A 22,045-nucleotide genomic window follows, 5' to 3' on the forward strand; every position below is an offset into this window, starting at 1 on the left:
GTCGCCCGGTCTCAGGAGGCGAGCGACGCCCCGGGGATCGCGGCGAGCAGCTCCCGGGTGTACGGATGCTGCGGCGTGTCGAAGATGCTCTCCGGGGTGCCGCTCTCGACCACGACGCCGCGCTGCATCACGTGCACCTCGTCGGAGATCATGCGCACGACGGCCAGGTCGTGGCTGATGAAGAGGTAGCTGAGCCCGAGGCGCTTCTGCAGGTCGGCGAGGAGATCGAGGATCTGCGCCTGCACCAGCACGTCGAGCGCGGAGACCGCCTCGTCCAGCACGACGAGCTCGGGCTCCAGGGCCAGGGCGCGGGCGATCGCGACGCGCTGCCGCTGTCCGCCGGAGAGCTCGTGCGGCAGCCGCTCGGCCATGGCCGCGGGAAGGGCGACCTGCTCCAGGAGCTCCAGGACGCGGGCGTGCCGGGAAGCGGCGGTGCCGATCCTGTGCACGCGCAGCGGCTCGGCGATCGACTGCTCCACGGTGTACCGCGGGTCGAGCGAGGCGTAGGGGTTCTGGAAGACGGGCTGCACACGGCGGCGCAGCGCGAAGAGCTCCGCGCGGCGGAGGGTCGTGAGGTCGGTGCCGTCGAAGAGGATGGACCCCGAGGTCGCGTCCTCCAGTCCCAGCACCATGTTCGCCGTCGTGGACTTGCCCGAGCCCGACTCTCCCACGATGGACACGGTCGTGCCGCGACGGATCGAGAAGCTCACGCCGTCGACCGCCGTGAAGGTCTGCGGCTCCCCGGCCTTCGCGTTCCGGAGCGGGAACTCCTTGCGCAGGTCCCGGATCTCGACGAAGGGCACGGCGTCGGCGGCGACCTCGCGCGCGGGCAGGGCGTCGCGGCGGGACGCGAGGCTCGGTGCGGCGGCGAGCAGCTGCCGGGTGTACTCGTGCTGCGGGTTCCCGAGCACCTCCGCCGATGTCCCCTCCTCGACGACGTGGCCACGGAACATCACGACGATCCGGTCGGCGCGCTCCGCGGCGAGGGCGAGGTCGTGGGTGATGAGGAACACCGCGGTGCCCAGCTCGTCGGTCAGCTGGTCGAGCTGGTCGAGGATCCGCCGCTGCACGGTGACGTCGAGCGCCGACGTGGGCTCGTCGGCGATGAGCAGCCGCGGCTTGCAGGCGAGCCCCATCGCGATGAGCACCCGCTGCCGCATGCCGCCGGAGAACTCATGCGGGTACTGGGTCGCGCGGCGGGCGGCGTCGGGAATCCCGACCATCTCCAGCAGCTCGACCACACGGGCCTTCGTCGCGTCGCCGCTCGTGTACCCGTGGACCTCGAGCGCCTCTCCGATCTGCTCACCCACGCGGAGGAGGGGGTTGAGGTTCGACATCGGATCCTGCGGCACGAGGCCGATGCCGGCCCCGCGGAGCGACACCATCGCGTTCTCGGGGAGGTCGGTGAGCTCGCGGCCGTCGAAGCGGATGCTGCCCGCCGTGATGACGCCGTTCTCCGGCAGCAGGCGGTTGACCGCGGCCGCCGTGGTGGACTTCCCGGAGCCGGACTCGCCGACCACGGCGACCGTCTCCCCGGCGGCGATGTCGATCGAGATGTCGCTGATGGCGGTGACCAGCTCGGAGCCGGTCCGGAAGGCGACCGCGAGGCCGTCGATGCTCAGCACGGGCGGAGTGGTGCTCATGGGGTACTCGTTCCTTCGGGGTCCAGGAGTGCGGGCAGCGCTGCGCGCCACAGGGTCTCGGTGGGGGCGATCTCGTCGGCGAACAGCCGGTTCGCGAGGAGGACGACGGCGGTTCCGGTGGCGGGGACCACGCCCAGCGCGCATCCGGTGTAGCCGGGATGCCAGAGCACCCGGGTCGGGGGTCCGTCCGCCGTCACGGTGTCGCTGCGCCAGCCGAGGGCCTGACCGGGGTCGGGGCCGTCGCGGAACAGCTCGGCCACGAGCGCCGGGTCCCAGAGGTCGGGGTGCGCCTCGGGGTCGGCGAGCGCGACGCCGAGGGTCAGCAGCTCGTCGACCGTGCCGAACAGGCCGGCGTGCCCGGAGACACCGTGCAGGGCGTGGAAGCAGTTGCCGTCGTTGACGACTCCGGCGATCTCCCCCTCGCGCCAGGGGAAGTGCCGGCGAGAGATGAGGATCGGGTAGGGCGTGCCGGTGGCGACCATGCGTCGCTCGGCGGCATCCCCGTCGCCCGCGGATGACGCGACCGGACCGGAGACGGGCCCGTAGCCCGTGCGCGTGAGACCGAGGGGCCCGGTCACGAGCTCGCGCACGGCGGCGTCGAGGGGGATGCTGGTCGCGGCGGCGATGATCCGTCCGAGGATCAGGAAGCCCAGGTCGGAATAGTGCCGTCCTTCGTCCACGCCGTAGCGGAGCGGGAGAGCGTCGGCGGCGGCCGCGCCGTCGGCGTGCGTGCCGTCGAGGTAGAGCGGCTGCCACTCCCAGAGCCCCGCCCGGTGCAGGAGCAGGTGCCGCACGGTCGTCCCGGGGGCGCAGGCGGTTCCGGGGTCGAAGCGGTCCACCGGATCGTCGAACCGGAGGTCGCCCCGGGAGGCCAGCCGGAGGATCGCGGTGGTGGTCGCGGCGACCTTGGTGACCGAGGCGAGGTCGAACGCCGTCTCCGTCGTGACCGGCGTCCCCGCGAGGTCGGCGAAGCCGCCGGCCGCCGTGTCCCGGCTCGTGCGGGTGGCGACACCGGCGACGGCTCCCCGGGGCGCGGTCGGCCCGGCAAGAACTGCGGCGATCGCCTCGGCGGCACTCATACGACAGCTCCTGTGCGGGAGCGGTCGAGCAGCACCTCGGCATCGCGGGCGATGCCGATGATCCCCAGTCCTGCGGTCGGGGCGAGGGTGAGCCACTCCGCGGCGGCGGTGAGCCCTCCGGTCACCGGCGACCGGCGCAGCCACGATGCCGCGTCGAGGTCGTGCACGACGTCCGGAGCGACCGCGGCGGCGAGGTGCGCCGCGGCGGCCACCCCGACGTGCGACTCCATCATGCAGCCGACGATGACGCCGAGTCCGGCGGAACGGGCGGCCTGCGCGCACGCGAGCGCCTCGCGGAGCCCGCCGGTCTTGGCGAGCTTGACGTTCACGAGCCCGGCGGCTGCGCGCGCGGCGATGTCGCGGACATCCTGCGCGGTGCGGACCGACTCGTCCGCCATGATCGGCGTGTCGACGGCGGCGGTCACCACGGCCAGCGCATCGAGGTCGCGCGCGGCGACGGGCTGCTCGACGAGTTCGAGTCCGAGACCGGCGTCCTCCGCCGCCCGGATGACGCGGATCGCGGTCTCGGCGTCCCACGCCTGGTTCGCGTCCACGCGCAGGGTGATGTCGGCACCGACGGCGGATCGGACGGCCAGGAGACTCGCGACCGTGTCGTATTCGCGGGACGCCTTGATCTTGAGGCAGCGGAATCCCGCCACCGCATGCTCGACCGCGGTCGCGGCCAGCGCCGCCGGCTCCGCCACGGACAGCGTCATGTCGGTCCGGATGCGCGTGGGCACGTCTGCGTGCGGGGCGAGCGTCTGCGCGAGCGGCTCGTCACGGTGTCGCGCGGCGAGGTCGGCGACCGCGCAGGCCACCGCGCTGCGGGCGGCCGCGTTTCCCCAGGCCGCCGCGGCGAGGGCGTCCGGCAGCCCGGGATCGTCGACGGAGCGCCCGAGCACGGCGTCGGCGAAGGGACCGGCGACCGCGGCCGTCACGCTCTCGGGGCTCTCCCCGGTGACGCGCCAGCTCGTCGCGGCCTCCCCGTACCCGCGACGGCCGTCGGCGTCGGTCACCTCCACGAGCACGACGTCGAGGTGGTCCGTGCGTCGGACGGCCGTGACGAAGGGACGCACCAGGGGCGAAGGCACCCGCAGCACGCGCATCCGCTCGACGACGGTCACGATCCCGCCGCCTCCGTGAGGGTGAGGGAATCGATGGCCGCGACCGGCTCGGGCATCTGCAGCGGACCGACGCCGGGCGTGATCGTGCCGAGGATGCGCGGCTCGCGCGCCCCCGTCCCTCCGGGGACGATGGCGGGGACGCCGTGCAGGGTCGACCAGCCGATGAGCGCGAGGAGGATGGCCTCCTTGCTGTCTGCGGGGGCGCCGAGCTCGTCGGCCAGGACGACCTCGGTCTGCGGCAGCGCGGTCCGCAGCCCGTCGAGGATCAGCGGGTTGCGGCAGCCGCCGCCGGACACGGCGAGGAAGCCGATCCCAGCGGCCTCGACGTCGCGGGCGACCGTACGGACCGTGAGCTCGGTGAGCGTGCGCACGACGTCGGCGACCGCGATCTCGCGTCCCTGCGCCGCGAGGTGCTCGTGCACGTAGGCGAGGTGGAAGTGCTCCTTGCCCGTGCTCTTCGGCGGGGTGAGAGCGTAGTAGGGGTCTGCGAGCATCGAGTCCAGCAGCGCCTCGTCTACCCGCCCGGTCCGGGCGATCGCCGCGTCGTCGTCATAGCCGAGCGGGTTGAGGTCGTGCGCGACGATGACCGCGTCGACGAGCGCGTTCGCGGGGCCGATGTCGTAGGCGACGAGGCCGTCCGGGCGGACGACGGTCATGTTCGAGATGCCGCCGAGGTTCAACGCCCCCGAGACGCCGGCGCGGCCACGGAGCAGCAGCTCGTCGAGGAACGACACGAGCGGCGCGCCGTGGCCGCCCGCGGTGATGTCGCGGATACGGATGTCGGAGACGACGGGCACACCGACCTTCTCGGCGATCCAGGCGGGCTGCCCGATCTGGAGGGTGCCGAGCGCGTGGGCGCCGTCGACCCAGTGGTACACGGTCTGGCCGTGCGAGCACACCGCGTCGACACCGCCGACCTCTGCCGCGACGTCGGCCGCGACGTCGGCGAACGCCTGGCCGATGAGGGTGTCCAGCTCGGCCACCTCGGCCAGGGTGGTCTGCGCCGGAGGGAGCGCGGCGATGAGGCGTGCCCGCAGCTCGTGGTCGTAGGGGACGCTCCTGGAGGCCAGCACCGTGCCCCGGAGGTCGACGCCGTGCGCCGTGAAGCCCCCGTTGGTGGCGAAGTCGACGACGGCGGCGTCGATCCCGTCGTGCGAGGTGCCGGAGATCAGTCCCAAGACGCGCATCAGTTCTCCTCCAGTGCGGTGCGCAGACGGCCGTCGGCCGCCGCGAGTCGGTCGGTGGCCGCGGCGAGGTCCTCCCCGCGGCGGATCATGATCGTGGCGAGCTTCACGTCCCACCCGGCGCCCTCCAGCGCGGCTTCCGCCGTGTCGCGATCGACGTCGGCGATCGTCCGCACCATGCGGATCGCGCGCTCGCGGAGCTTGTGGTTCGTGGCCTTCACGTCGACCATCAGGTTGCCGTAGGCCTTGCCGTTCCGGACCATCGCGATGGTCGAGAACATGTTCAGGACGAGCTTCTGCGCCGTGCCCGACTTGAGGCGCGTGGAGCCGGCGATCACCTCGGGGCCGACCTCGACCTCGATGCCGTGCTCGGCGACCGCGCTCAGCGCGGTGCCGGTGTTGCACGACAGGCCGACGCTGAGCGCCCCCTGCTCCCGCGCCCGCCGGACGGCGGCGACCACGTACGGCGTGCGGCCACTGGACGCGATGCCGATCACTGTGTCGAGCGGGCCGATGTCCGCGGCGTCGATGGCCGCGGCACCCGCCTCCGCGTCGTCCTCCGCGCCTTCGACGGGGTTCACGATCGCGCCGGGACCGCCGGCCATGATCGCGAACACCAGCTCCGGCGGGGTGCTGAACGTGGGCGGGCACTCGGAGGCGTCGAGCACGCCGATGCGTCCGGGGGTACCTGCGCCGACGTAGACCAGGCGTCCGCCCTGCGCCATGCGCGCGGCCGTCTGCTCGATCGCCGGGACGATCTGCGGGAGAGCGCGCTGCACGGCCGCGGGCACGGTGGCGTCGGCCTCGTTCATGGTCTGCGCGAGCTCGGCCACGCTCATCTGATCGAGACGGGCGTACCGGGGGTCGCTCGCCTCGGTGGCGAGAGCGCCGAGGTCTTCCGCGATCATCGCTTGCCCCGGTTTCGCGGGTCGAGGCTGTCGCGCAGCCCGTCGCCCAGCAGGTTCAGGCCGACGACGAGGAGCACGACGACCACGCCGGGGGCGATCATCGTCCACGGGGCGATGGTCACGAGGGTCCGCGCCTCGAAGATCATGGAGCCGAGCGAGGGCGCCGGCGGCGGCGTGCCGAGTCCGAGGAAGCTCAGCGACGCCTCCGTGAGCACTGCCCACGAGAGGGAGAGCGTGACCTGCACGATGATGATCGAGGTGATGTTCGGCAGGACGTGGCGGAACATGGTCGCCATGCGGCTCTGCCCCGTGCTCTTGGCCGCCTTGACGTACTCCACCTCGCGCAGCGACAGCACGGGGCCGCGGGTCACGCGGATGAAGATCGGCACGTAGACGATCGCGATGGCCACGGCGATCGTGAACCAGTTGCGGTCGAACACCGAGGCGAGCGACAGGGCGAGCAGCAGCGGCGGGAACGCGAACAGCACGTTGGTGACCGCCGTGATCGCCCCGTCGGAGAAGCCGCGGTAGAAACCGGCGATGAGTCCGCAGACCGTGCCGACCACGGTCGCGAACGCCACGGCGACCACGGAGATGAGCGCCGAGTTGGCGACACCGGCTGCCACCCGCGAGAACACGTCGCGGCCGAACTGGTCGGTGCCGAACCAGTGCACCGCGGACGGCGGCTGCAGCCGGGACGGCGGGTCCTGCGCGAGCGGGTCGAACGGCAGCAGGCCGAACGCCGAGACGAGGCTCAGCACCGCGAGCAGGACGACGATGATGAGGCCGGCGAGACCGCTGCGGCTGCGCAGCAGGAGACGCACGCGCTCCATGGTGCGCCCGCCGCCGGGAGCGAGGGCCGGGGTCTGAGAGATGTCGGTCATGCGGCACGCACCCGGGGATCGATGACCCGGTAGAGCAGGTCGGTGAGCAGGTTGACGATGACGAAGGCGAGCGCGATCACCAGGACGGTGCTCTGCACGAGCGCGTACTCCTTCTGCTGGATGCCGAGCAGCACCTGGCGGCCGATGCCGGGGAGCGAGAAGATCTGCTCCACCACGACCGCGCCGCCCAGCAGGTAGCCGAACTGCAGACCGGTCATGGTGACGATGGGGACCAGCGCGTTGCCCAACACATGGCGCACCTGGAGGCGACGGGGCGGCACGCCCTTGGCTTTCGCGGTGCGGATGAAGTCGTTGGCACGGATCTCCAGGACCGCGGTGCGCGTGGTGCGCATGATCGGCGCGGCGATGCCGAAGCCGAGCACGATCGACGGCAGGAGCATCTGCTGGAGGTTCAGAGCGGGGTCGTCGAAGAGCCGCGCGTAGCCCTGGCCGTTCGGGTTGAACCCGAGGGACTGCGCGAGGATCGCCAGCAGCGCCGTGCCGAGCAGGAACGCGGGGATGGAGAGGCCGGCGAGGCCGACGACCTGACCGACGCCGTCACGGAACGAGTCGGGCTTCGAGGCGGACAGCATGCCGAGCGGGATGCCGATGGCGAGGGCGATGACGATCGAGAAGATCGCGAGCTCGAAGGTGACCGGCAGCGCGGCGGCGGTGAGCTCGAGCACGCTGGTCTGCGCCCGGGAGGAGAAGCCGAGGTTGCCGGTGAAGATGTTGCCGAGCCAGGAGAAGAACTGCACGACGAGCGGCTGGTCGAGACCGTAGTACGCCTCGAGCGCGGCACGCTGCGCCGGAGTGAGCGCGGCCGCCTCGGTGCCGAGGCCGGAGCTGATCTGGTCGCCGGGGATGGCGCGCAGCATCAGGAAGACGAAGACGGCGACGCCGAAGAGGGTGCCGAGGGCTGCGAGGATGCGTCGCAGCACGCTGTTGCGGAGGAGCTGTCTGAACATGCGCGTGGGAGAGGTGCCTGTCGTCGGGGAGCCGAGGGGGCGCGGACGTCCGCGCCCCCTCGTTCCACTACTGGATGGAGGTGGTCCGCAGGTACTGCAGCGAGCCGTTCGCCATCGGGGTGAAGCCGTCGACGGTCGAGGCCGTCGCGGTGTAGGTGTAGCTGGTGAACAGCCAGATCCAGGCGGCGTTGTCCTCGAGGTTCTCGGAGACCTGCGCGTAGATGTCCTTGCGCTTCTCCGGGTCGGCCGTCTCGCGTCCCTCGGCGAAGAGCGCGTCGAGCTCGGGCGAGGAGTACCCCGCGACCTGGTTCAGGTTGCCGGTGCTAGTGAAGTAACGGCCGTACATGCCGTCCGGGTCCGGGCGTCCGCCGTTGAGGGCGACCGCGGCGTCGAAGTCGGCCGCGATCCAGCGGTCCACGAACGCGCCGGACTCGAGCACCTCGAGGTCGAGCGTGATGTTCGCGTCGGCGAGCTGCGCCTTGAGGTTCTGCGCCTCGTTGACGGAGGTGGCGTACTCGCCCTGGGACACGATCGTCTTGACGGTGACGCCGTCCTCCTTGCCGGCCTTCTTCAGGTACTCGGCCGCCTTGTCGAGGTCACGCTCGGGGCACGGGCGCGCGTCCGGGTCGGACTTGAACGCCGGAGAGGTGATCGGACCGGTGACCTCGCCCTCGCCGAGCGCGGCGGTGTCGAGCACCTCCTGACGGTCGATCGCGCACTGCATCGCGAGGCGCACGTTCACGTCGGCGAGGTCGCCGCGCTGCGCGTTCAGCTGCAGGGCGTGGTAGCTGAGCTGCGGGGTGGTGGCGACCTCGACGGTCGCGCCCTCGGCCGTCTGCGCGACGAGCGGGTCGTCGAACACGGCCAGCTGCACGTTGCCGGACTGCATCGCCGAGACGATGGACGACTCGTCGGGGATCACGCGGAACTCGACGGTGTCGAGCAGCGCGGTGTCGCCCCAGTAGTCCTCGTTCTTGGCGAGGGTGAGCGACTGGCTCGCTTTCCGGTCCTCCAGCACGAACGGGCCGGTGCCGTTCGGGGTGGTGTTGAGCGCCTCCTCGGTGTCGTCCGACGAGAGCATCGCCATGTTGATGACGGCGAGGTTCGCGGGCAGCGCGGCATCGGGGGCACTGAGGGTGAGGGTGACGGTGCTCTCGTCGGTGGCCTCGACGGCGGCGACCGAGGCGAGGGAGCTCGCGGCCACGGCAGCGGTCGCCTCATCGGCGATCGCGTCCAGCGAGTACTTCACGTCGGCGGAGTCGAAGGCGCTGCCGTCCGCGAACGTGACGCCCTCGCGGAGGTGGAGGGTGACCGTGAGGCCGTCTTCGGAGACGTCCCAGGACTCGGCGAGACCGGGGACGACGTTGAGCTCCTCGTCGAACTCGGTCAGGGTGCCGTACAGGTTCTGCAGGACGTTGACCGCCTGGAACTGGGTGGCCTTCCACGGGAAGAGGGTGTCGGGATCGCTCGTGACGCCGATGACCAGGTCGCCGCCGGCGGATCCGGATCCGGTGTCGGACGGGTTCGACGCCGGTGCGGAACACCCGGTGATGACGAGCGCCGCGGCGAGGCCCGTGGCGGTGAGGGCGCCGAGAGACGCCCACCGTGCTGTGCTCATTGCTGTTTCCTCCTGGCTGGGACCGCGTCGCCCTGGCTCGGATCAGGCGGTGCTGCCTGATGCCCCGCGAACATCGTCGGTCTGGGTAAGTACCAAAAGTACACGAAAGCACCTACGCATGTAACAGAAGTTCCTCTAGTGTTAGGAACACCGATCGGAGACCCCATGCCCCACGATGCCGCTCGCGACGACGCCGGCACCCATCTCGTGCTCGTGCGGATGCGCGCCCTGCGCCCAGAACTCCGTCCGAGCGAGCAGCGCATCGCCGACCTGTTCCTCGCCGACCCCGCCGGAACCGCCGGGCTCTCCGTCGCCGAGCTCGCGCACAGCTGCGACACCTCGACCACGTCCGTCGTGCGGTTCTGCAAGCGTCTCGGGTACGAGCATGTGCGCGAGCTGCGCAACCACGTGCTGCGGGAGGTCGAACGCGAGACCTTCGACACCGCCGCGCTCCCCGCGGTGTCCGGCGACATCGACCGCAACGACACCCTCGCCGACATCGTCGCGAAGGTGTCGCTAGCCGAGACGCTCTCCCTCGCCGATACCGCCAAGGTGCTCGACACCGACGCGCTCCGCGCCACGGTCGAGGCGATCACCTCCTCCACCCGGGTGGACATCTTCGGCGTGGGGGCGAGCTCCATCGTCGGGCTCGACCTCCAGCGCAAGCTCACCCGGATCGGGCGGACGGCGTTGGAATGGTCCGACCCGCATGCCGCCTGGACCTCGGCCGCCACCCTCGGGCCGGGGAACGTCGCGATCGCCGTCTCGCATACGGGCGCCACGACCGACACCATCGAGTTCCTCCTACTCGCCCGGCAGGCGGGCGCGACGACCATCGCCATCACCAACCACGCCGGCTCCCCGCTCGCCGGTCAGGCCGACATCGTGCTGACCACCGCGGCGCGCGAGACGGGCTTCCGCTCCGGAGCCCTGGGCAGCCGGATCGCCCAGCTCATGGTCGTCGACTGCATCTTCATCGGGGTCGCGCAGTCCAACTACGACCGCTCGATGGAGGCTCTCCGCGACACCTTCGCCGCCGTGCATCACGTGCGCGCGGGCGGTGCCTGAGATGAGCGCGAGCCGACTCCGCGTCGGGCTGTTCACGGCGTTCGGCGGCCTCGGCGTGACCGCGGCGTTCGTCCCGGCCGTCCTTCCGTCCGCAGAGCACACGACGGACGCCGACCTGAGTGCCGCCGTGCCCGTCCTCTTCGCGGGACTGCTCGTGGGCGTGCTGCTGTCGGGTCCGCTCCTGGTGCGCCGCCCGCCCCGGACGACGCTCGTGCTGGGCAGCCTCCTGCAGGCGGCCGCCATCGTCGGTGTCGCCCTCGCGACGGATCCGGGCGTCTTCATCGCGGCCGCCGCACTCGCGGGGCTCGGGTTCGGTCTCGTCGAGGCCGCGGGCTCCGTGGCAGCCAAGGCCGCCAGCATGGGGAGCGCGACCGGGGTGCTGAGCGCCCTGATGGGCACGGTCGCCGTGTGCGCCGCCGTCACACCGCTCGTGGTGGCGCTCGGGGCCGGCGCCCGTCCGGCCCTGGCGCTGCTCGCGACCGTACCCCTGGCGACCGTCGCGGTGCTCGCCGGCGCCACCACTCTCGCTCGTGCGACCGAGGCCCCGCCGCGACGGGACGCACGCTCCCTGCTCGTCCTCCTCCCCTTCGCGCTGGCTCTGCCGCTCTACGTCGGCGTGGAGACCGTCCTTTCGGGCTGGTCGGCCGTGATCCCGGAGCGGGCGCTCGCGATCGAGCCCGCCACCGCCGCCCTCGGCACCTCCGCCTTCTGGGCACTGATGGCCGTCGGCCGCTTCGGCGCCGCCGCTCTCCGGCGCGCGGCGGTTCCGCCGCTCGCCCTTCTGGCGACCGCGACGGGGGCTGCCGCCGTCCTCCTGGTGCTCGCCGGCGCGCTCCTCGGCGAGCAGCCGGTCGCGGCGCTGCTCATCCTGGCCGTCGTCGTGGTCCTGCTGGCCCCGAGCTACGGCCTCATCCTCGGACTCGCGCTCGACCGACTCGATCCGGCACGCAGCGCCGCGGTCACCGGGGCGCTCGTGGCCTGCGGTGCGGTCGGTGGCACGTTCGTCCCGACGCTCGTCCTGCTGATCGGGCGCGACCCGGCGTCGAGCGTCACGTTCCTCGTGTCCGCCGTGTTGTGCGCGGTCATCCCCGTGCTCATGCTCGTGGCGTCACGCTCCGGGCGCGCCGTCCCGGCGCTGCGGTGACTCACTCTTCCTCCCCATCGCGCCTGCACACGACCTCTTCACAGATGCCGGAATTCCGACCGGCGCCCGCACGGCGACCACGTATCGTCGAAGCCACACCCGCACCGAGGAAGGGAGCGCCGTGTCCGCGGACACCCTCACGATCATCGTCAGCGCGATCGGTGTCGTGCTCACCCTCGGAGCGAGCCTGTTCGCGGCAGGGGCGTGGATGATCCGTCGCATCGACGAGCGTCTCGGCACCGTCGACCACCGGCTCTCCACAGGCATCGGCTCCGTCGAAGAGAAGCTCACCGCACGCATCGACTCCGTCGAAGAGAGGCTCGGCGCACGCATCGGCTCCGCCGAAGAGAAGCTCGGCGCCCGCATCGACACCGCCGAAGAGAAGCTCGGCGCCCGCATCGATGCGGTGGCGGCGGACGTCACGGAGCTGAAGATCGCCGTCGCCCGGCTCGAAGGGCCCCCGCGACGCCTGCTCGTGTCGGGGAGCTGAGCCTCGCGTCAGCGCAGGACGAGGGCGGCGGCGCCGATCAACGGCCCCTCGTCGCCCAGGCCCGAGCGGACGACGCGGGTGCGACGCGAGTACTCGTGCACGGCGCTGGCGGTGAGCGCCTGCTGGACGAGCTCGACGTAGTCCGACGACACCCGCGAGAAGCCGCCGCCGATGGCGACGACGTCGAGGTCGACGAGGGTGGCGGCATCGGCCAGCGCCTCCCCCACGGCGCGGGCCGAACGCTCGATCGCCGCGCGGGCGACGGCGACACCGGCCGCGGCGTCCCGGGCCAGGTCCTCCCCGGTCGCGCCGGACCAGCCCTGCTCCCGCGCCCAGGCGGCACTGGCAGGTCCGGAGGCGATCTCCTCGAGAGTGAGCCCGCCCTCGCGGCGGACCTGCCCCAGGTGCCCGGCGTTGCCGCTGGCCCCGGGCACATACGCACCGCCCACGACGAAACCGCCGCCGACGCCGGTGGACACGACGATCGACAACGAGGCTCCCGCCTGCTGCGTCGCCCCCAGCCACGACTCCGCGAGCGCGAGCGCGCCGCCGTCGTGACCCAGGACCGCCGGGACGTCCCGTCCGAGTGCGGTCGAGGCCGCACGGGCGACCGCATCGACGAGGCCGAACCCGCGGGCGAGGGGCATGTTCACCGGCAGGATCTCACCGCGGGTCCGATCCACGGGACCCGCGCTGCCGATCCCGGCGCCGACGAGCTCCGCGTCGGCGGGGAGGGCGGCGAGCGCATGCCGCACGATCGCATCGACCGCCGCCGTCAACGACGCGGACGTCGCCTCACGGCCGGTGGGCTGCCGGCTGCGGCTGCCGGGGACGAGCGCGCCGTCGTCGGCGACGAGGGCGGCCTCCATCTTCGTGCCGCCCACGTCGACGGCCAGCGCGTAGCGGGTCACTGCGGGTCGAGTCCGAGGTCGTCGAGGTCGAAGGCCGCGCGCCACTCCAGGCCTTCGGCCTCGATGGCGGCCTGCGCGCCGGTCTTGCGGTCGACGATCACCGCGACCGCGACGACCTCCGCACCTTCCTTGCGCAGCGCTTCGACCGCCTTGAGCGCGGACTGCCCGGTGGTCGAGGTGTCCTCCAGCACGACCACGCGCTTGCCCTTCACGTCGGCGCCCTCGATCTGGCGACCGCGGCCGTGGTCCTTCGGCTCCTTGCGCACGACGAACGCGTCGAGCGGACGGTCGGTGCCGACCGAGGCATGCAGGACGGCGTTCGCGATCGGGTCGGCGCCGAGCGTCAGACCGCCGACGGCGACGACGTCGAGATCGGCGATCAAGTCGAGCATGATGCGGCCGATCGCCGGAGCGGCGCGGTGGTCGAGGGTGAGCTTGCGCATGTCGACGTAGTACGTCGCCTTCTTGCCGCTGGACAGGGTGAAATCGCCGTGGAACACCGCCTCGTCCGTGATGAGGGCGAGGAGGGTCTGGCGGTCTGCGTCGAGTGCGGTCACGGCATCCAGTGTAGGAGGCACACCCTAGGCTGGACGCATGCGCTTGGCCACCTGGAACGTCAACTCCATCCGCACCCGCGTCACCCGCACCGTCGAGTTCGCCGTCCGTGAAGACATCGACGTGCTCGCGATGCAGGAGGTGAAGTGCAAGCCGGAGCAGTTCCCGTATGCGCCGTTCGAGGAGGCCGGCTACCACGTCGAGGTGCACGGCCTCAATCAGTGGAACGGCGTCGCGATCGCGAGCCGGCTGCCTATCACCGATGTCCGCACCGCCTTCGACGGCATGCCAGGGTTCGCGAAGGGCCACGAGGGCCCCGACGCCCCGCAGGAGGCGCGCGCTCTGGGCGTCATGGTCGACGGCGTGCGCGTCTGGAGCCTGTACGTGCCCAACGGCCGCTCGCTCGATGACCCGCACTATGTCTACAAGCTGCACTGGCTCGAGCAGCTCAAGCAGTCCACGGCGGCCGAGCTGTCGGCGAACCCCGACCTCCCGCTCGCCCTCGTCGGCGACTTCAACATCATCCCGTTCGACCATGACAACGGCGATCCCGCCATCGTGGTCGGCCGCTCCACCCACGTCTCCCCCGCCGAGCGCGACGCGTTCTTCGCGCTGACCGACGCGGGCGTGACCGACGTCGTGCGCCCGCTGCTCCCCGAGGGCTACACCTACTGGGACTACCAGCGGTTGAAGTTCCCGCGCAACGAGGGCATCCGCATCGACTTCATCCTCGGCTCGAAGACGTTCGCCGATGCCGTCACCGGCGCGTCGATCCACCGCAACGAGCGCAAGGGCGAGCAGCCCAGCGATCACGTGCCCGTGGTGGTCGACGTGGACTTCGGCGGCGACGACGCCGACGACGACCTGCCGATGATCTTCTCCTGACCCTTCGACAGGCTCAGGCCCTTCGACAGGCTCAGGGACCCATCCTCATGACACGCTCAGTCCCGTCGACAGGCTCAGCCCCTTCGACAAGCTCAGTCCCGTCGACAGGCTCAGCCCCTTCGACAAGCTCAGGGACCACCCCGTGCGGCTGATCGCGACCGACCTCGACGGCACCCTGCTCGACAGCTCATCCGCGGTGTCGCCGCGCACCCGTGCGGCGCTCGACGCCGCGCGGGACGCGGGCGTCGCGGTGGTGCCCGTCACCGCCCGCCAGCCCATCGGCCTTCGTGTGATCGCCGCCGACGCCGGATTCGACGGGTGGGCGCTGTGCGGCAACGGCGCGTACGCGACGCATCTCACCGAGGGCCGCATGCTGTTCGCCGAGGAGCTGCCGCCCGCGACGCTGTGCACTCTCGCCGACGCGCTGCGCGCCAGCGTCCCCGGCCTGCTCTTCGCGAGCGTACGGGAGGGCGGCGAGACGTTCGTCGCACAGCACGGCTATGCGGCGATCGCGCAGCTGTCCGACCACAAACGCGACCCCGCGTCGATGGGCGGCGTGCCGCTGGACGAGGTGCTCGCGGCGCCGACGCTCAAGCTCGTGATCCGGCACCCCGAGCTCGCGCCCGCCGCACTCTTCGAGACCCTGCGGTCCCTCGGGCTCACCGGCTTCGAGGCCACGCTGTCCGGTGCCCCGTTCGTCGAGGTCATGGCGCAGGGCGTCACGAAGGCCACGGGACTCGCGCGCCTCTGCACGCACCTCGGCATCGATCGCTCCGGCGTCGTGGCGTTCGGAGACGCCCTCAACGACGTCGAGATGCTCCGCTGGGCCGGTCACGGCGTGGCCATGGCGCACGCGGAACCCGTCGTGCAGGAAGCCGCCGACGAGACCACGGCGACCAACGACGAAGACGGTGTGGCCCGCGTGATCGAGCGCCTGCTCGGCCCCTGAACCGGGCCGCCGCGGTCAGGCGGCCCCACTCGGACGGGCGTCGGCACGCGGCGGTCGGAGACCGAGGAGAGCCAGGGCGCCCGCCCCCGCCGTGAGCGCCGCGATGACGCCGATCCCGACCGCCGGTACCGTCGCCGTCGCCACAGCCCCCGCGACGAGCGGGCCACCCGCATCGCCCAGCTCCCGGCCCAGTTCCGCACTACCCATCGTGCGTCCCATGCGTTCGGCGGGCGTCGATGCCGCGAGGTGCGAGAACGCCACCGGGGTGGCCAGCCCCACCCCCGCGCCGACCAGCACACCCGTGAGGCACAACACGACAGGCGTCACCCACAGCGCCGAGAGAGCGATGCCGACGCCGATGAGAAGCAGCCCGCCGACCGCCCCGAGGCGGACCGAGAGCCGGCCACGGTCGTGCGCCGCCCCGACCAGCGGCTGCACGATGCTCGACACGACCGCCAGTACCGTGACGATCGCCATGCTGCCCACGGTGCCGAGTCCGGCCTCCCGGCCGAGCAGGGGGAGGAAGCCGACGGCCACGGCGAGCGCGCCGGTCGTCGCCGCCAGCACCAGCGTCGGGACGAGGAATCCCGGGGCGAGGATCTCCCGGCCGAGGTCGACGAGGGTCACCCGTTTCCGGGGCAGCACGGGCACGACCGGGACGGCGACCAGCACCCATCCGGCCGCGGCCAGCCCGAGCACGGCCAGGGCCCAGAACAGCGCCGGGATCCCGCCCGCCACCACGAGGAGCGCACCGAGCAGGGGACCGAGCGCGTATCCGAGACTCTTCCAGGAGCCGTAGCGGCCGAAGTACCGGCCACGCGACGCCTCGTCCGTCAACCGCGCCACCGCGGCGGACGAGGCCGGGGAGAACGCCGAGGCCGCCGCCCCCTGGCCGAAGCGCGCGATCACGAGGCCGATCATGCCGGGGGCCAGCGCTCCGACCACCGAGAACGCGGCGAAGGCCAGCAGCCCGCCGAGGATCACGGGACGCACCCCGACCCGGTCGCTGAGCGCCCCGAAGAGCGGCTTGAGCAGCACCTCCGCAAGGTCGTACAGCGCGAGCGTGAAGCCGAACGCCAGCAGCGTCCAGCCGATGTCCTCGGTCTCGGCGCCCAGGGCGGCTGCGATGCCGTGCGCGCCGAACGCGGTGGTGAATCCGGCGAGGTAGAGCGGTGCCAGGCGCGGGCGCGTCGAGGAGGTCACACCTGATCCTGGCAGACCTGCGACGGACCCTTCAGCCCTGCTGCCGACGGCGTCGGAGGAGCATGCCTCCTGCGAGGAGGAGCCCCGCGGCCATGGTCACGGCGAACGACGGGAGCTCTCCCCCGGTGGCTGCGAGGTCGTCCTGACCCTGCGGTGGCGTCGACGCTCCACCCGAGGCTCCTGCCACGACGTTCAGGGCCGCGCTCGCCACCACATCCCCTTGCGCATTCAGCGCGACCACGGTGTGACTTCCCGCCGGGAGCCCCGCGGGAATGCGGAAGTCGTCCGAGAACGCGCCGTCGATCCCCGCTACGAGCTCTCCGAGTTCGGTCGGCTCCGAGCGGAGTTCGATCACGACGGCCTCTCCGGGCGCGAAACCGGACCCCGAGATCTTCAGTACTTCCCCGGCGAGGATCGACTCCTGTGACAGGGCCAGCGCGGGGGGCGATTGCGGTGCCGTGCACTCCGAGGACAACATCACATCCCGTGCCGACAGGACCGCGCCGGACTCCAGACGGAACGTGCCCGCCCCGAGGAGCGACTCCGCACCGCCGAAGTACGCGGTGCAGTAGCCTGCCATCTCCACCCGCAGCGTGTAGACCCCCGCGGGCAGCGAGCCACCCGGAGTCTCGGGGGTGGATCCCGCACCCAAGACGAAGGATCCTTCCGTGTCGAGGGCCGCAACCTCCTGCCATCCGGACGCCGTCCACAGCAGGGCCGTGACCGTCGCCCCGGAGACCGCAGCGCCGTCCGCGGTCGAGACGTTCCCGCCGATCGCGCCGCCCGTCGCGAGGTCGAAGTCCACTCCCGCGCGATCGCCGCCCGCGGCGAGCACGACAGGGGTCGCCTCGGCCCGGGTCGCGACGCCGTCGAAGAACTGCGGGGCGAAAATCATGTCGTACACGTTCGCCGTGGCCCGCACGATGTAGGTCCCGGCGGGGACGGCCAGGCGGTACGAGCCGTCGGGCTGCGTGTAGGCCATGCCGACAAGGGTGTCCCCGCTGTACGCCTCCACGATCGCGTCGCCGGACAGCGCGCCGGACGTGCGCACCACGCCGGTGATCATCCCGCTCGAGTCGAGGGTCGCGTCGATGTCCGAGACGATCTGCCCCTGGGCGACGGCGATGGTCGTCGCATCTTCCTCTCGCCGCGCGTTCTTCCAGTACTCGCGGATACCCCGTCCGCCGTCGGGGACGAACGCAACGACGTACCGCCCTGGCGGGACGGTGAGGGAGTAGGACCCGTCCGGCGCGACGTCCGCCTGCAGCGTGAGCCCCGTCGTGGCGTCGCTGGCGGTCACCCATCCGGGAACGGGCGAGTCGTCGGCCGCCAACGTCATCGTGCCCTGGATGACACCGAGCTCGGCGAGGTAGGCATCCACTCGCTCGGTGCTCTGCCCCGCGGTGACATGGACCGCTTTCGCCCTGCTCTCGTCGTAGGCATCCTCCCAGAACTCGGCGGAGAGCGTCGGGTCCGCCGGTTCGAAGCGGACGCGGTAGTCACCCGCGGGGAGAGCGGCGAGCCGGTAGGCACCGTCCGCGTCCGTCGACGCGAACGCCGACACGGAATAGTCGGCGGACTCCGCCCGTACGGTCACGCCTTCGAGTGGAGAGCCGTCCGCCTGATGCCTCACGATGCCGGCGATCGCCCCGCCGAGTGCGAGGGCCGCGTCCACTCCCACGACGGAATCCCCTTCGGCGACGATGAGACGCTGCGCGGCCGCACGCGACGACGCATCGTCCCAGAACTCGGGGATGAAGTCCGTCCCGGAGGCGTCGAAGGCCACGACGTACTCCCCCGCCGGAAGGTCCGGCACGAGGTACGCACCCGTGGCATCGGTCATCGTGGATTCGAAGACCGACGCGTCGTCGGTCGACACCGAGACGGTGACGCCCGCGAGAGGCGAACCGTCCGCCTCCGCCGTCACCGTCCCCGCCAGCGATCCTCCTGACGCGGCACCGGCTGCGGTCGCGCCGCCCAGTGCGAGTGCGAGGGCCGCGGCCCCACCCATGATCGACCGAAAGAACGCGCGTCGTCGCGCCATGTCCCCACCCTCCGGAGGAGGCCGGCGCAGCCCGATGCTGTCACGGTCGACCTCGAGCGCTGCCGATCCCGCGGCAATGCCTTCTCCGAAGGTAGACGATCGACGCATCGGAAAGGAATAGGCAGATCACAGGAGGGCGCGTCCGCCGCGCGGGGGATGCCGCGCGACGGCCCCCGCCCTACGGTGGAGGGATGGCCTTCACCCGGACGCCGACCCTGCGCGATCAGCGCGGCGATCTCCTCCTCGCGCTCGTCCTCTTCGTCGGGGCGATCCTCAGCGCGGCGCTCTCCTCCATCGCCCAGGTCTACGGCGACGAACAGGCCCCGCTGTGGACGGCCCTCGTCTACGCCGTCGTCGTGGCGGCGCCGCTCGGGTTCCGCCGGCGCTGGCCCGGCACCGTCGCCGTCGTGGTGTCGCTGGCGTACTTCACGGCCGTGACGATCCGGGTACCCGAGATCTACGTCGGCAACATCGCGATGTTCATCGCGCTCTACACGGTCGGCGCCTGGATGAACGACCGCCGGAAGGCGCTCGTCGTCCGTGTCGCGATCATCGTGGGCATGTTCGTGTGGCTCCTCATCACCATGTACCGCGACGCGATCAGCGAGGCGGACAAGGCGGACGTCGTCGCCGGCGCCATGTCGCCCTATGTGGCCTTCATGCTCATCCAGATCCTCCTCAACGTCCTGTACTTCGGCGGCGCCTACTACTTCGGCGAGCGCTCCTGGGCGGCGGCCGAGCAGCGCACCGTGCTGGAGGAGCGCACCCGCGAACTGGAGCGCGAGCGCGAGGTCACGGCGGCACAGGCGGTGGCCCTCGACCGGGTGCGGATCGCCCGGGAGCTGCACGACGTCGTCGCCCACCACGTGTCGGTCATGGGGGTGCAGGCGGGCGCCGCGCGCCTCGTGCTCGAGAACGATCCGGCCCAGTCGGCGCGCATCCTCTCCGGGATCGAGTCCTCCGCGCGGGACGCGATCCAGGAGCTGCGCCAGCTGCTGGAGACTCTGCGGACCCCCGGCGGCGACGCGACCGAGCCGGCATCGACCGTCTCCCTCGACGACATCGCCGCCCTGGCGGAGGCATCGGCCGAGGCGGGTCTCCCCACCGCGTACACCGTGATCGGCGATCCGGTGCCGGTGCCCTCGCTCGTCGCCGTGAACCTCTACCGGATCGCGCAGGAGTCGCTGACCAACGCCCGTCGGCACGCCGGGCCGGGGGCGACGGCGGACGTGCGCGTGCGCTACGACGAGGACGGCGTGGAGGTCGAGGTCGTGAACACCGGTCGCGCCATCGCCCAGCTGCGTCCCGGCCTCGGCCAGCTCGGGATGCGGGAGCGCGCCGCGGCCTCCGGCGGCACGTTCGAGATCGCTCCGCGCGCGCCCGGCGGGGTGCGGGTGCGAGCGCGGGTGCCGCTCGGCGCGTTCCTGCCGGAGGACGCCCGGTGACCGCGCCGATCCGGGTGCTCCTCGTCGACGACCACGCCCTCCTCCGCGCCGGTTTCCGCACGATCCTCGACACCCAGCCCGACATCACCGTCGTCGGCGAAGCCTCGACCGGGGCGGAGGCCGTCGCGCAGGCCGCCGACCTGCGCCCTGACGTCATCACGATGGACGTGCAGATGCCCGACATGGACGGGATCGAGGCGACGCGCCGGCTCGTGGCCGATCCCTCGGTGAGCGCCGCGATCGCGATCGTGACGACGTTCGATCGCGACGACTACCTCTATCAGGCGCTCGAAGCCGGCGCGAGCGGATTCCTCCTCAAGAACGCGGGCGCCGAGGACCTCATCTCCGCAGTGCGCGCGCTCGCGGCCGGGGACGGCATGCTGGCACCCGAGGTGACGCGCCGGGTCCTCACCCGCTTCGCCGGAGCGACTGCGGAGGCCGACGCCGCTCCCGCCCGCGCGGTGGCGAAGGCGCCCGCGGCCCCCGTCCTCGCGGAACCGCTGACCGAGCGGGAGGCCGAGGTGCTGACCCTGCTCGCCGACGCCCGCAGCAACGCCGAGATCGCCCGCGCCCTCTTCATCGGGGAGGCCACCGTGAAGACCCACGTCTCCCGCATCCTGCAGAAGCTCGGCGCCAGGGACCGCGTGCAGGCCGTCGTGCTCGCGCATCGGATGGGGCTGGCCTGACCGGAGGCGGACCGCTCCCCCGCGATACTCTCGGAGCCATGCCCGCCGCCGTCCCCGTGTCCCGTCCGATCGTCGCCGGGATCGTCACGGCGCTCGTGGGGTTCACGAGCTCGTTCGCGGTGGTGCTCACGGGCCTCGACGCCGTCGGCGCGTCGGCGGCGCAGGCAGCCAGCGGACTCCTCGCCGTGAGCCTCGCGATGGGGCTCGCCTGCATCGTGCTGGCCTGGCGCTACCGGATGCCGATCACGGCCGCGTGGTCCACTCCCGGTGCCGCCCTGCTCGTGGCGACCGGCAGCGTCGAGGGCGGCTGGCCCGCTGCCGTCGGAGCCTTCCTCGTGACCGCGGCCCTCATCCTCCTCACGGCGCTCTGGCCCGCGCTCGGAGCTTTGATCGCCCGGATCCCTCCGTCGATCGCGCAGGCCATGCTGGCGGGGGTGCTGCTGCCGCTCTGCCTCGCCCCGATCACGGGGGTCGTCGCGAATCCGTGGGGCGTGCTCCCGGTCGTGCTGACCTGGCTGGTCTTCGCCCGGCTGGCTCCCCGGTGGGCCGTGCCGCTGGCCTTCGTCGCCGCGGCTGCGGTCGTCGCCGTCTCGCTGGTCTCCGCAGGGACCCCGGTCGACCCAGCCGTCCTCCTGCCGCGGTTCGAGCTGACGATGCCGGCCTTCACCGTCGGGGCCCTGGTCGGCATCGCGCTGCCGCTGTTCATCGTGACCATGGCGTCGCAGAACGTGCCTGGTATCGCGATCATGCGCAGCTTCGGCTACGAGGTCCCGTGGCGTCCGGCGATGCTCGTGACAGGTCTCGGCACCGCCGTCGGCGCTCCGGCGGGCGGTCACGCGATCAACCTCGCCGCCATCAGCGCGGCCCTCGCCGCGTCCCCTGACGCGGACCCCGATCCGGACCGGCGCTGGCTCGCCGGGGTCTCGACGGGGGCGTCCTATCTCGTGCTGGGCGCGTTCTCCGCCGCCTTCGCCACGCTCGTCGTGCTCGCCCCGACGGCGGTGATCCCGGCGGTCGCGGGGCTGGCGCTGTTCGGCGCCTTCGGCGCGGCCGTCCAGCAGGCGATCGACGACCCCGGCGAGCGCCTCCCCGCGGTCGTCACGTTCCTCGTCGCGGCCTCCGGCATCGCCGTGCTCGGGGTGAGCGCGGCGTTCTGGGCACTGGTCGCCGGCCTGCTCGTGCGCACGGTGCTGCACGCCGGCCGTCCGTCCCGCGGCTGATCCGTCGCCGTCCCCCCTGCGGGGGATGCCCCGCCCC

General features: G+C 72.2%; 20 protein-coding genes. 8 read left to right on the forward strand and 12 right to left on the reverse strand.

The window, feature by feature from the left end:
• Positions 1-11 precede the first annotated feature (11 nt).
• From C6C15_RS15580 to C6C15_RS15615, 8 genes are all read right to left on the reverse strand, one after another.
• The gene (locus C6C15_RS15580) at positions 12-1,643 is read right to left on the reverse strand and encodes an ABC transporter ATP-binding protein (RefSeq protein ID WP_105950561.1); all 1,632 of its coding nucleotides are present in this window, start codon (positions 1,641-1,643) and stop codon (positions 12-14) included.
• Positions 1,640-2,722: a serine hydrolase domain-containing protein gene (locus C6C15_RS15585; RefSeq protein WP_105950562.1), complete on the reverse strand. Its 1,083-nt coding sequence runs from the start codon at positions 2,720-2,722 to the stop codon at positions 1,640-1,642. Before C6C15_RS15585 ends, C6C15_RS15580 begins: the two co-directional genes overlap by 4 nt.
• Positions 2,719-3,846 carry an enolase C-terminal domain-like protein gene (locus C6C15_RS15590; protein ID WP_105950563.1) on the reverse strand — a complete coding sequence of 376 codons (1,128 nt, stop codon included), beginning with the start codon at positions 3,844-3,846 and terminating at the stop codon, positions 2,719-2,721. The genes C6C15_RS15585 and C6C15_RS15590 overlap by 4 nt, the downstream gene beginning before the upstream one ends.
• Positions 3,843-5,033 (reverse strand): anhydro-N-acetylmuramic acid kinase, encoded by a 1,191-nt coding sequence (locus C6C15_RS15595; RefSeq protein WP_105950564.1) that lies wholly within the window; start codon positions 5,031-5,033, stop codon positions 3,843-3,845. The genes C6C15_RS15590 and C6C15_RS15595 overlap by 4 nt, the downstream gene beginning before the upstream one ends.
• The gene (gene murQ, locus C6C15_RS15600) at positions 5,033-5,938 is read right to left on the reverse strand and encodes an N-acetylmuramic acid 6-phosphate etherase (RefSeq protein WP_105950565.1); all 906 of its coding nucleotides are present in this window, start codon (positions 5,936-5,938) and stop codon (positions 5,033-5,035) included. Before murQ ends, C6C15_RS15595 begins: the two co-directional genes overlap by 1 nt.
• Positions 5,935-6,822, reverse strand: a complete 888-nt coding sequence (locus C6C15_RS15605) for an ABC transporter permease (RefSeq protein WP_085605636.1) — start codon at positions 6,820-6,822, stop codon at positions 5,935-5,937. The genes murQ and C6C15_RS15605 overlap by 4 nt, the downstream gene beginning before the upstream one ends.
• The gene (locus C6C15_RS15610) at positions 6,819-7,790 is read right to left on the reverse strand and encodes an ABC transporter permease (RefSeq protein ID WP_025104906.1); all 972 of its coding nucleotides are present in this window, start codon (positions 7,788-7,790) and stop codon (positions 6,819-6,821) included. The genes C6C15_RS15605 and C6C15_RS15610 overlap by 4 nt, the downstream gene beginning before the upstream one ends.
• Before the next feature lie 67 nt (positions 7,791-7,857).
• Complete coding sequence (locus tag C6C15_RS15615; protein ID WP_105950566.1) at positions 7,858-9,408, reverse strand: ABC transporter substrate-binding protein; 1,551 nt, start codon at positions 9,406-9,408, stop codon at positions 7,858-7,860.
• A gap of 165 nt (positions 9,409-9,573) precedes the next feature.
• On the opposite strand from C6C15_RS15615, the gene C6C15_RS15620 reads away from it, so the two are divergent.
• The 3 genes from C6C15_RS15620 (at position 9,574) to C6C15_RS15630 (ending at position 12,110) form a co-directional block, all read left to right on the forward strand.
• Complete coding sequence (locus C6C15_RS15620; protein WP_105950567.1) at positions 9,574-10,476, forward strand: MurR/RpiR family transcriptional regulator; 903 nt, start codon at positions 9,574-9,576, stop codon at positions 10,474-10,476.
• 1 nt (position 10,477) lies between these two features.
• Positions 10,478-11,620: an MFS transporter gene (locus C6C15_RS15625; RefSeq protein WP_105950568.1), complete on the forward strand. Its 1,143-nt coding sequence runs from the start codon at positions 10,478-10,480 to the stop codon at positions 11,618-11,620.
• A 121-nt stretch (positions 11,621-11,741) separates the two neighbouring features.
• A complete protein-coding gene (locus tag C6C15_RS15630; protein ID WP_105950569.1) occupies positions 11,742-12,110 on the forward strand; it encodes a hypothetical protein in 369 nt (122 codons plus the stop codon).
• 8 nt (positions 12,111-12,118) lie between these two features.
• On the opposite strand, the gene C6C15_RS15635 is transcribed toward C6C15_RS15630, so the two are convergent.
• Together C6C15_RS15635 and pyrE are read right to left on the reverse strand one after the other, a co-directional pair.
• Positions 12,119-13,021: an ROK family protein gene (locus tag C6C15_RS15635; RefSeq protein WP_105950570.1), complete on the reverse strand. Its 903-nt coding sequence runs from the start codon at positions 13,019-13,021 to the stop codon at positions 12,119-12,121.
• Positions 13,018-13,578 (reverse strand): orotate phosphoribosyltransferase, encoded by a 561-nt coding sequence (pyrE, locus tag C6C15_RS15640; RefSeq protein WP_025104912.1) that lies wholly within the window; start codon positions 13,576-13,578, stop codon positions 13,018-13,020. The genes C6C15_RS15635 and pyrE overlap by 4 nt, the downstream gene beginning before the upstream one ends.
• 37 nt (positions 13,579-13,615) lie before the next feature.
• Between pyrE and C6C15_RS15645 the strand changes: the two genes are divergently transcribed.
• Complete coding sequence (locus C6C15_RS15645) at positions 13,616-14,461, forward strand: exodeoxyribonuclease III (RefSeq protein WP_105950571.1); 846 nt, start codon at positions 13,616-13,618, stop codon at positions 14,459-14,461.
• 142 nt (positions 14,462-14,603) lie between these two features.
• Entirely contained in the window at positions 14,604-15,410 is an 807-nt protein-coding gene (locus tag C6C15_RS15650) for an HAD family hydrolase (protein WP_105950572.1), read from the forward strand.
• Positions 15,411-15,425: 15 nt separating this feature from the next.
• On the opposite strand, the gene C6C15_RS15655 is transcribed toward C6C15_RS15650, so the two are convergent.
• Positions 15,426-16,613: an MFS transporter gene (locus C6C15_RS15655; RefSeq protein ID WP_234024168.1), complete on the reverse strand. Its 1,188-nt coding sequence runs from the start codon at positions 16,611-16,613 to the stop codon at positions 15,426-15,428.
• A 31-nt stretch (positions 16,614-16,644) separates the two neighbouring features.
• Positions 16,645-18,657, reverse strand: a complete 2,013-nt coding sequence (locus C6C15_RS15660; protein ID WP_158698576.1) for a carboxypeptidase-like regulatory domain-containing protein — start codon at positions 18,655-18,657, stop codon at positions 16,645-16,647.
• Between the two features lie 191 nt (positions 18,658-18,848).
• Here C6C15_RS15660 and C6C15_RS15665 point away from each other — a divergent pair, with 191 nt between their 5' ends.
• From C6C15_RS15665 to C6C15_RS15675, 3 genes are read left to right on the forward strand one after another with little or no spacing between them, the layout of a single operon-like run.
• Positions 18,849-20,102 carry a sensor histidine kinase gene (locus C6C15_RS15665; RefSeq protein ID WP_105950575.1) on the forward strand — a complete coding sequence of 418 codons (1,254 nt, stop codon included), beginning with the start codon at positions 18,849-18,851 and terminating at the stop codon, positions 20,100-20,102.
• Positions 20,099-20,788, forward strand: coding sequence for a response regulator (locus C6C15_RS15670; RefSeq protein ID WP_105950576.1), 690 nt, complete (start codon positions 20,099-20,101; stop codon positions 20,786-20,788). Before C6C15_RS15665 ends, C6C15_RS15670 begins: the two co-directional genes overlap by 4 nt.
• 38 nt (positions 20,789-20,826) lie before the next feature.
• Positions 20,827-22,008 (forward strand): benzoate/H(+) symporter BenE family transporter, encoded by a 1,182-nt coding sequence (locus tag C6C15_RS15675; protein WP_105950577.1) that lies wholly within the window; start codon positions 20,827-20,829, stop codon positions 22,006-22,008.
• Positions 22,009-22,045 lie beyond the last annotated feature (37 nt).

Origin of the sequence: Microbacterium sp. str. 'China', from assembly GCF_002993305.1 — a bacterium.
Classification (GTDB): Bacteria; Actinomycetota; Actinomycetes; order Actinomycetales; family Microbacteriaceae; genus Microbacterium; species Microbacterium paraoxydans.

What these genes read in the sequence shown, in the direction of transcription:
- C6C15_RS15580 (WP_105950561.1), bottom strand. Translation starts at nt 1,643, where the DNA reads ATGAGCACCACTCCGCCCGTGCTGAGCATCGACGGCCTCGCGGTCGCC.
- C6C15_RS15585 (WP_105950562.1), bottom strand. Translation starts at nt 2,722, where the DNA reads ATGAGTGCCGCCGAGGCGATCGCCGCAGTTCTTGCCGGGCCGACCGCG.
- C6C15_RS15595 (WP_105950564.1), bottom strand. Translation starts at nt 5,033, where the DNA reads ATGCGCGTCTTGGGACTGATCTCCGGCACCTCGCACGACGGGATCGAC.
- murQ (WP_105950565.1), bottom strand. Translation starts at nt 5,938, where the DNA reads ATGATCGCGGAAGACCTCGGCGCTCTCGCCACCGAGGCGAGCGACCCC.
- C6C15_RS15605 (WP_085605636.1), bottom strand. Translation starts at nt 6,822, where the DNA reads ATGACCGACATCTCTCAGACCCCGGCCCTCGCTCCCGGCGGCGGGCGC.
- C6C15_RS15610 (WP_025104906.1), bottom strand. Translation starts at nt 7,790, where the DNA reads ATGTTCAGACAGCTCCTCCGCAACAGCGTGCTGCGACGCATCCTCGCA.
- C6C15_RS15615 (WP_105950566.1), bottom strand. Translation starts at nt 9,408, where the DNA reads ATGAGCACAGCACGGTGGGCGTCTCTCGGCGCCCTCACCGCCACGGGC.
- C6C15_RS15620 (WP_105950567.1), top strand. Translation starts at nt 9,574, where the DNA reads ATGCCCCACGATGCCGCTCGCGACGACGCCGGCACCCATCTCGTGCTC.
- C6C15_RS15625 (WP_105950568.1), top strand. Translation starts at nt 10,478, where the DNA reads ATGAGCGCGAGCCGACTCCGCGTCGGGCTGTTCACGGCGTTCGGCGGC.
- C6C15_RS15645 (WP_105950571.1), top strand. Translation starts at nt 13,616, where the DNA reads ATGCGCTTGGCCACCTGGAACGTCAACTCCATCCGCACCCGCGTCACC.
- C6C15_RS15660 (WP_158698576.1), bottom strand. Translation starts at nt 18,657, where the DNA reads ATGGCGCGACGACGCGCGTTCTTTCGGTCGATCATGGGTGGGGCCGCG.
- C6C15_RS15665 (WP_105950575.1), top strand. Translation starts at nt 18,849, where the DNA reads ATGGCCTTCACCCGGACGCCGACCCTGCGCGATCAGCGCGGCGATCTC.
- C6C15_RS15675 (WP_105950577.1), top strand. Translation starts at nt 20,827, where the DNA reads ATGCCCGCCGCCGTCCCCGTGTCCCGTCCGATCGTCGCCGGGATCGTC.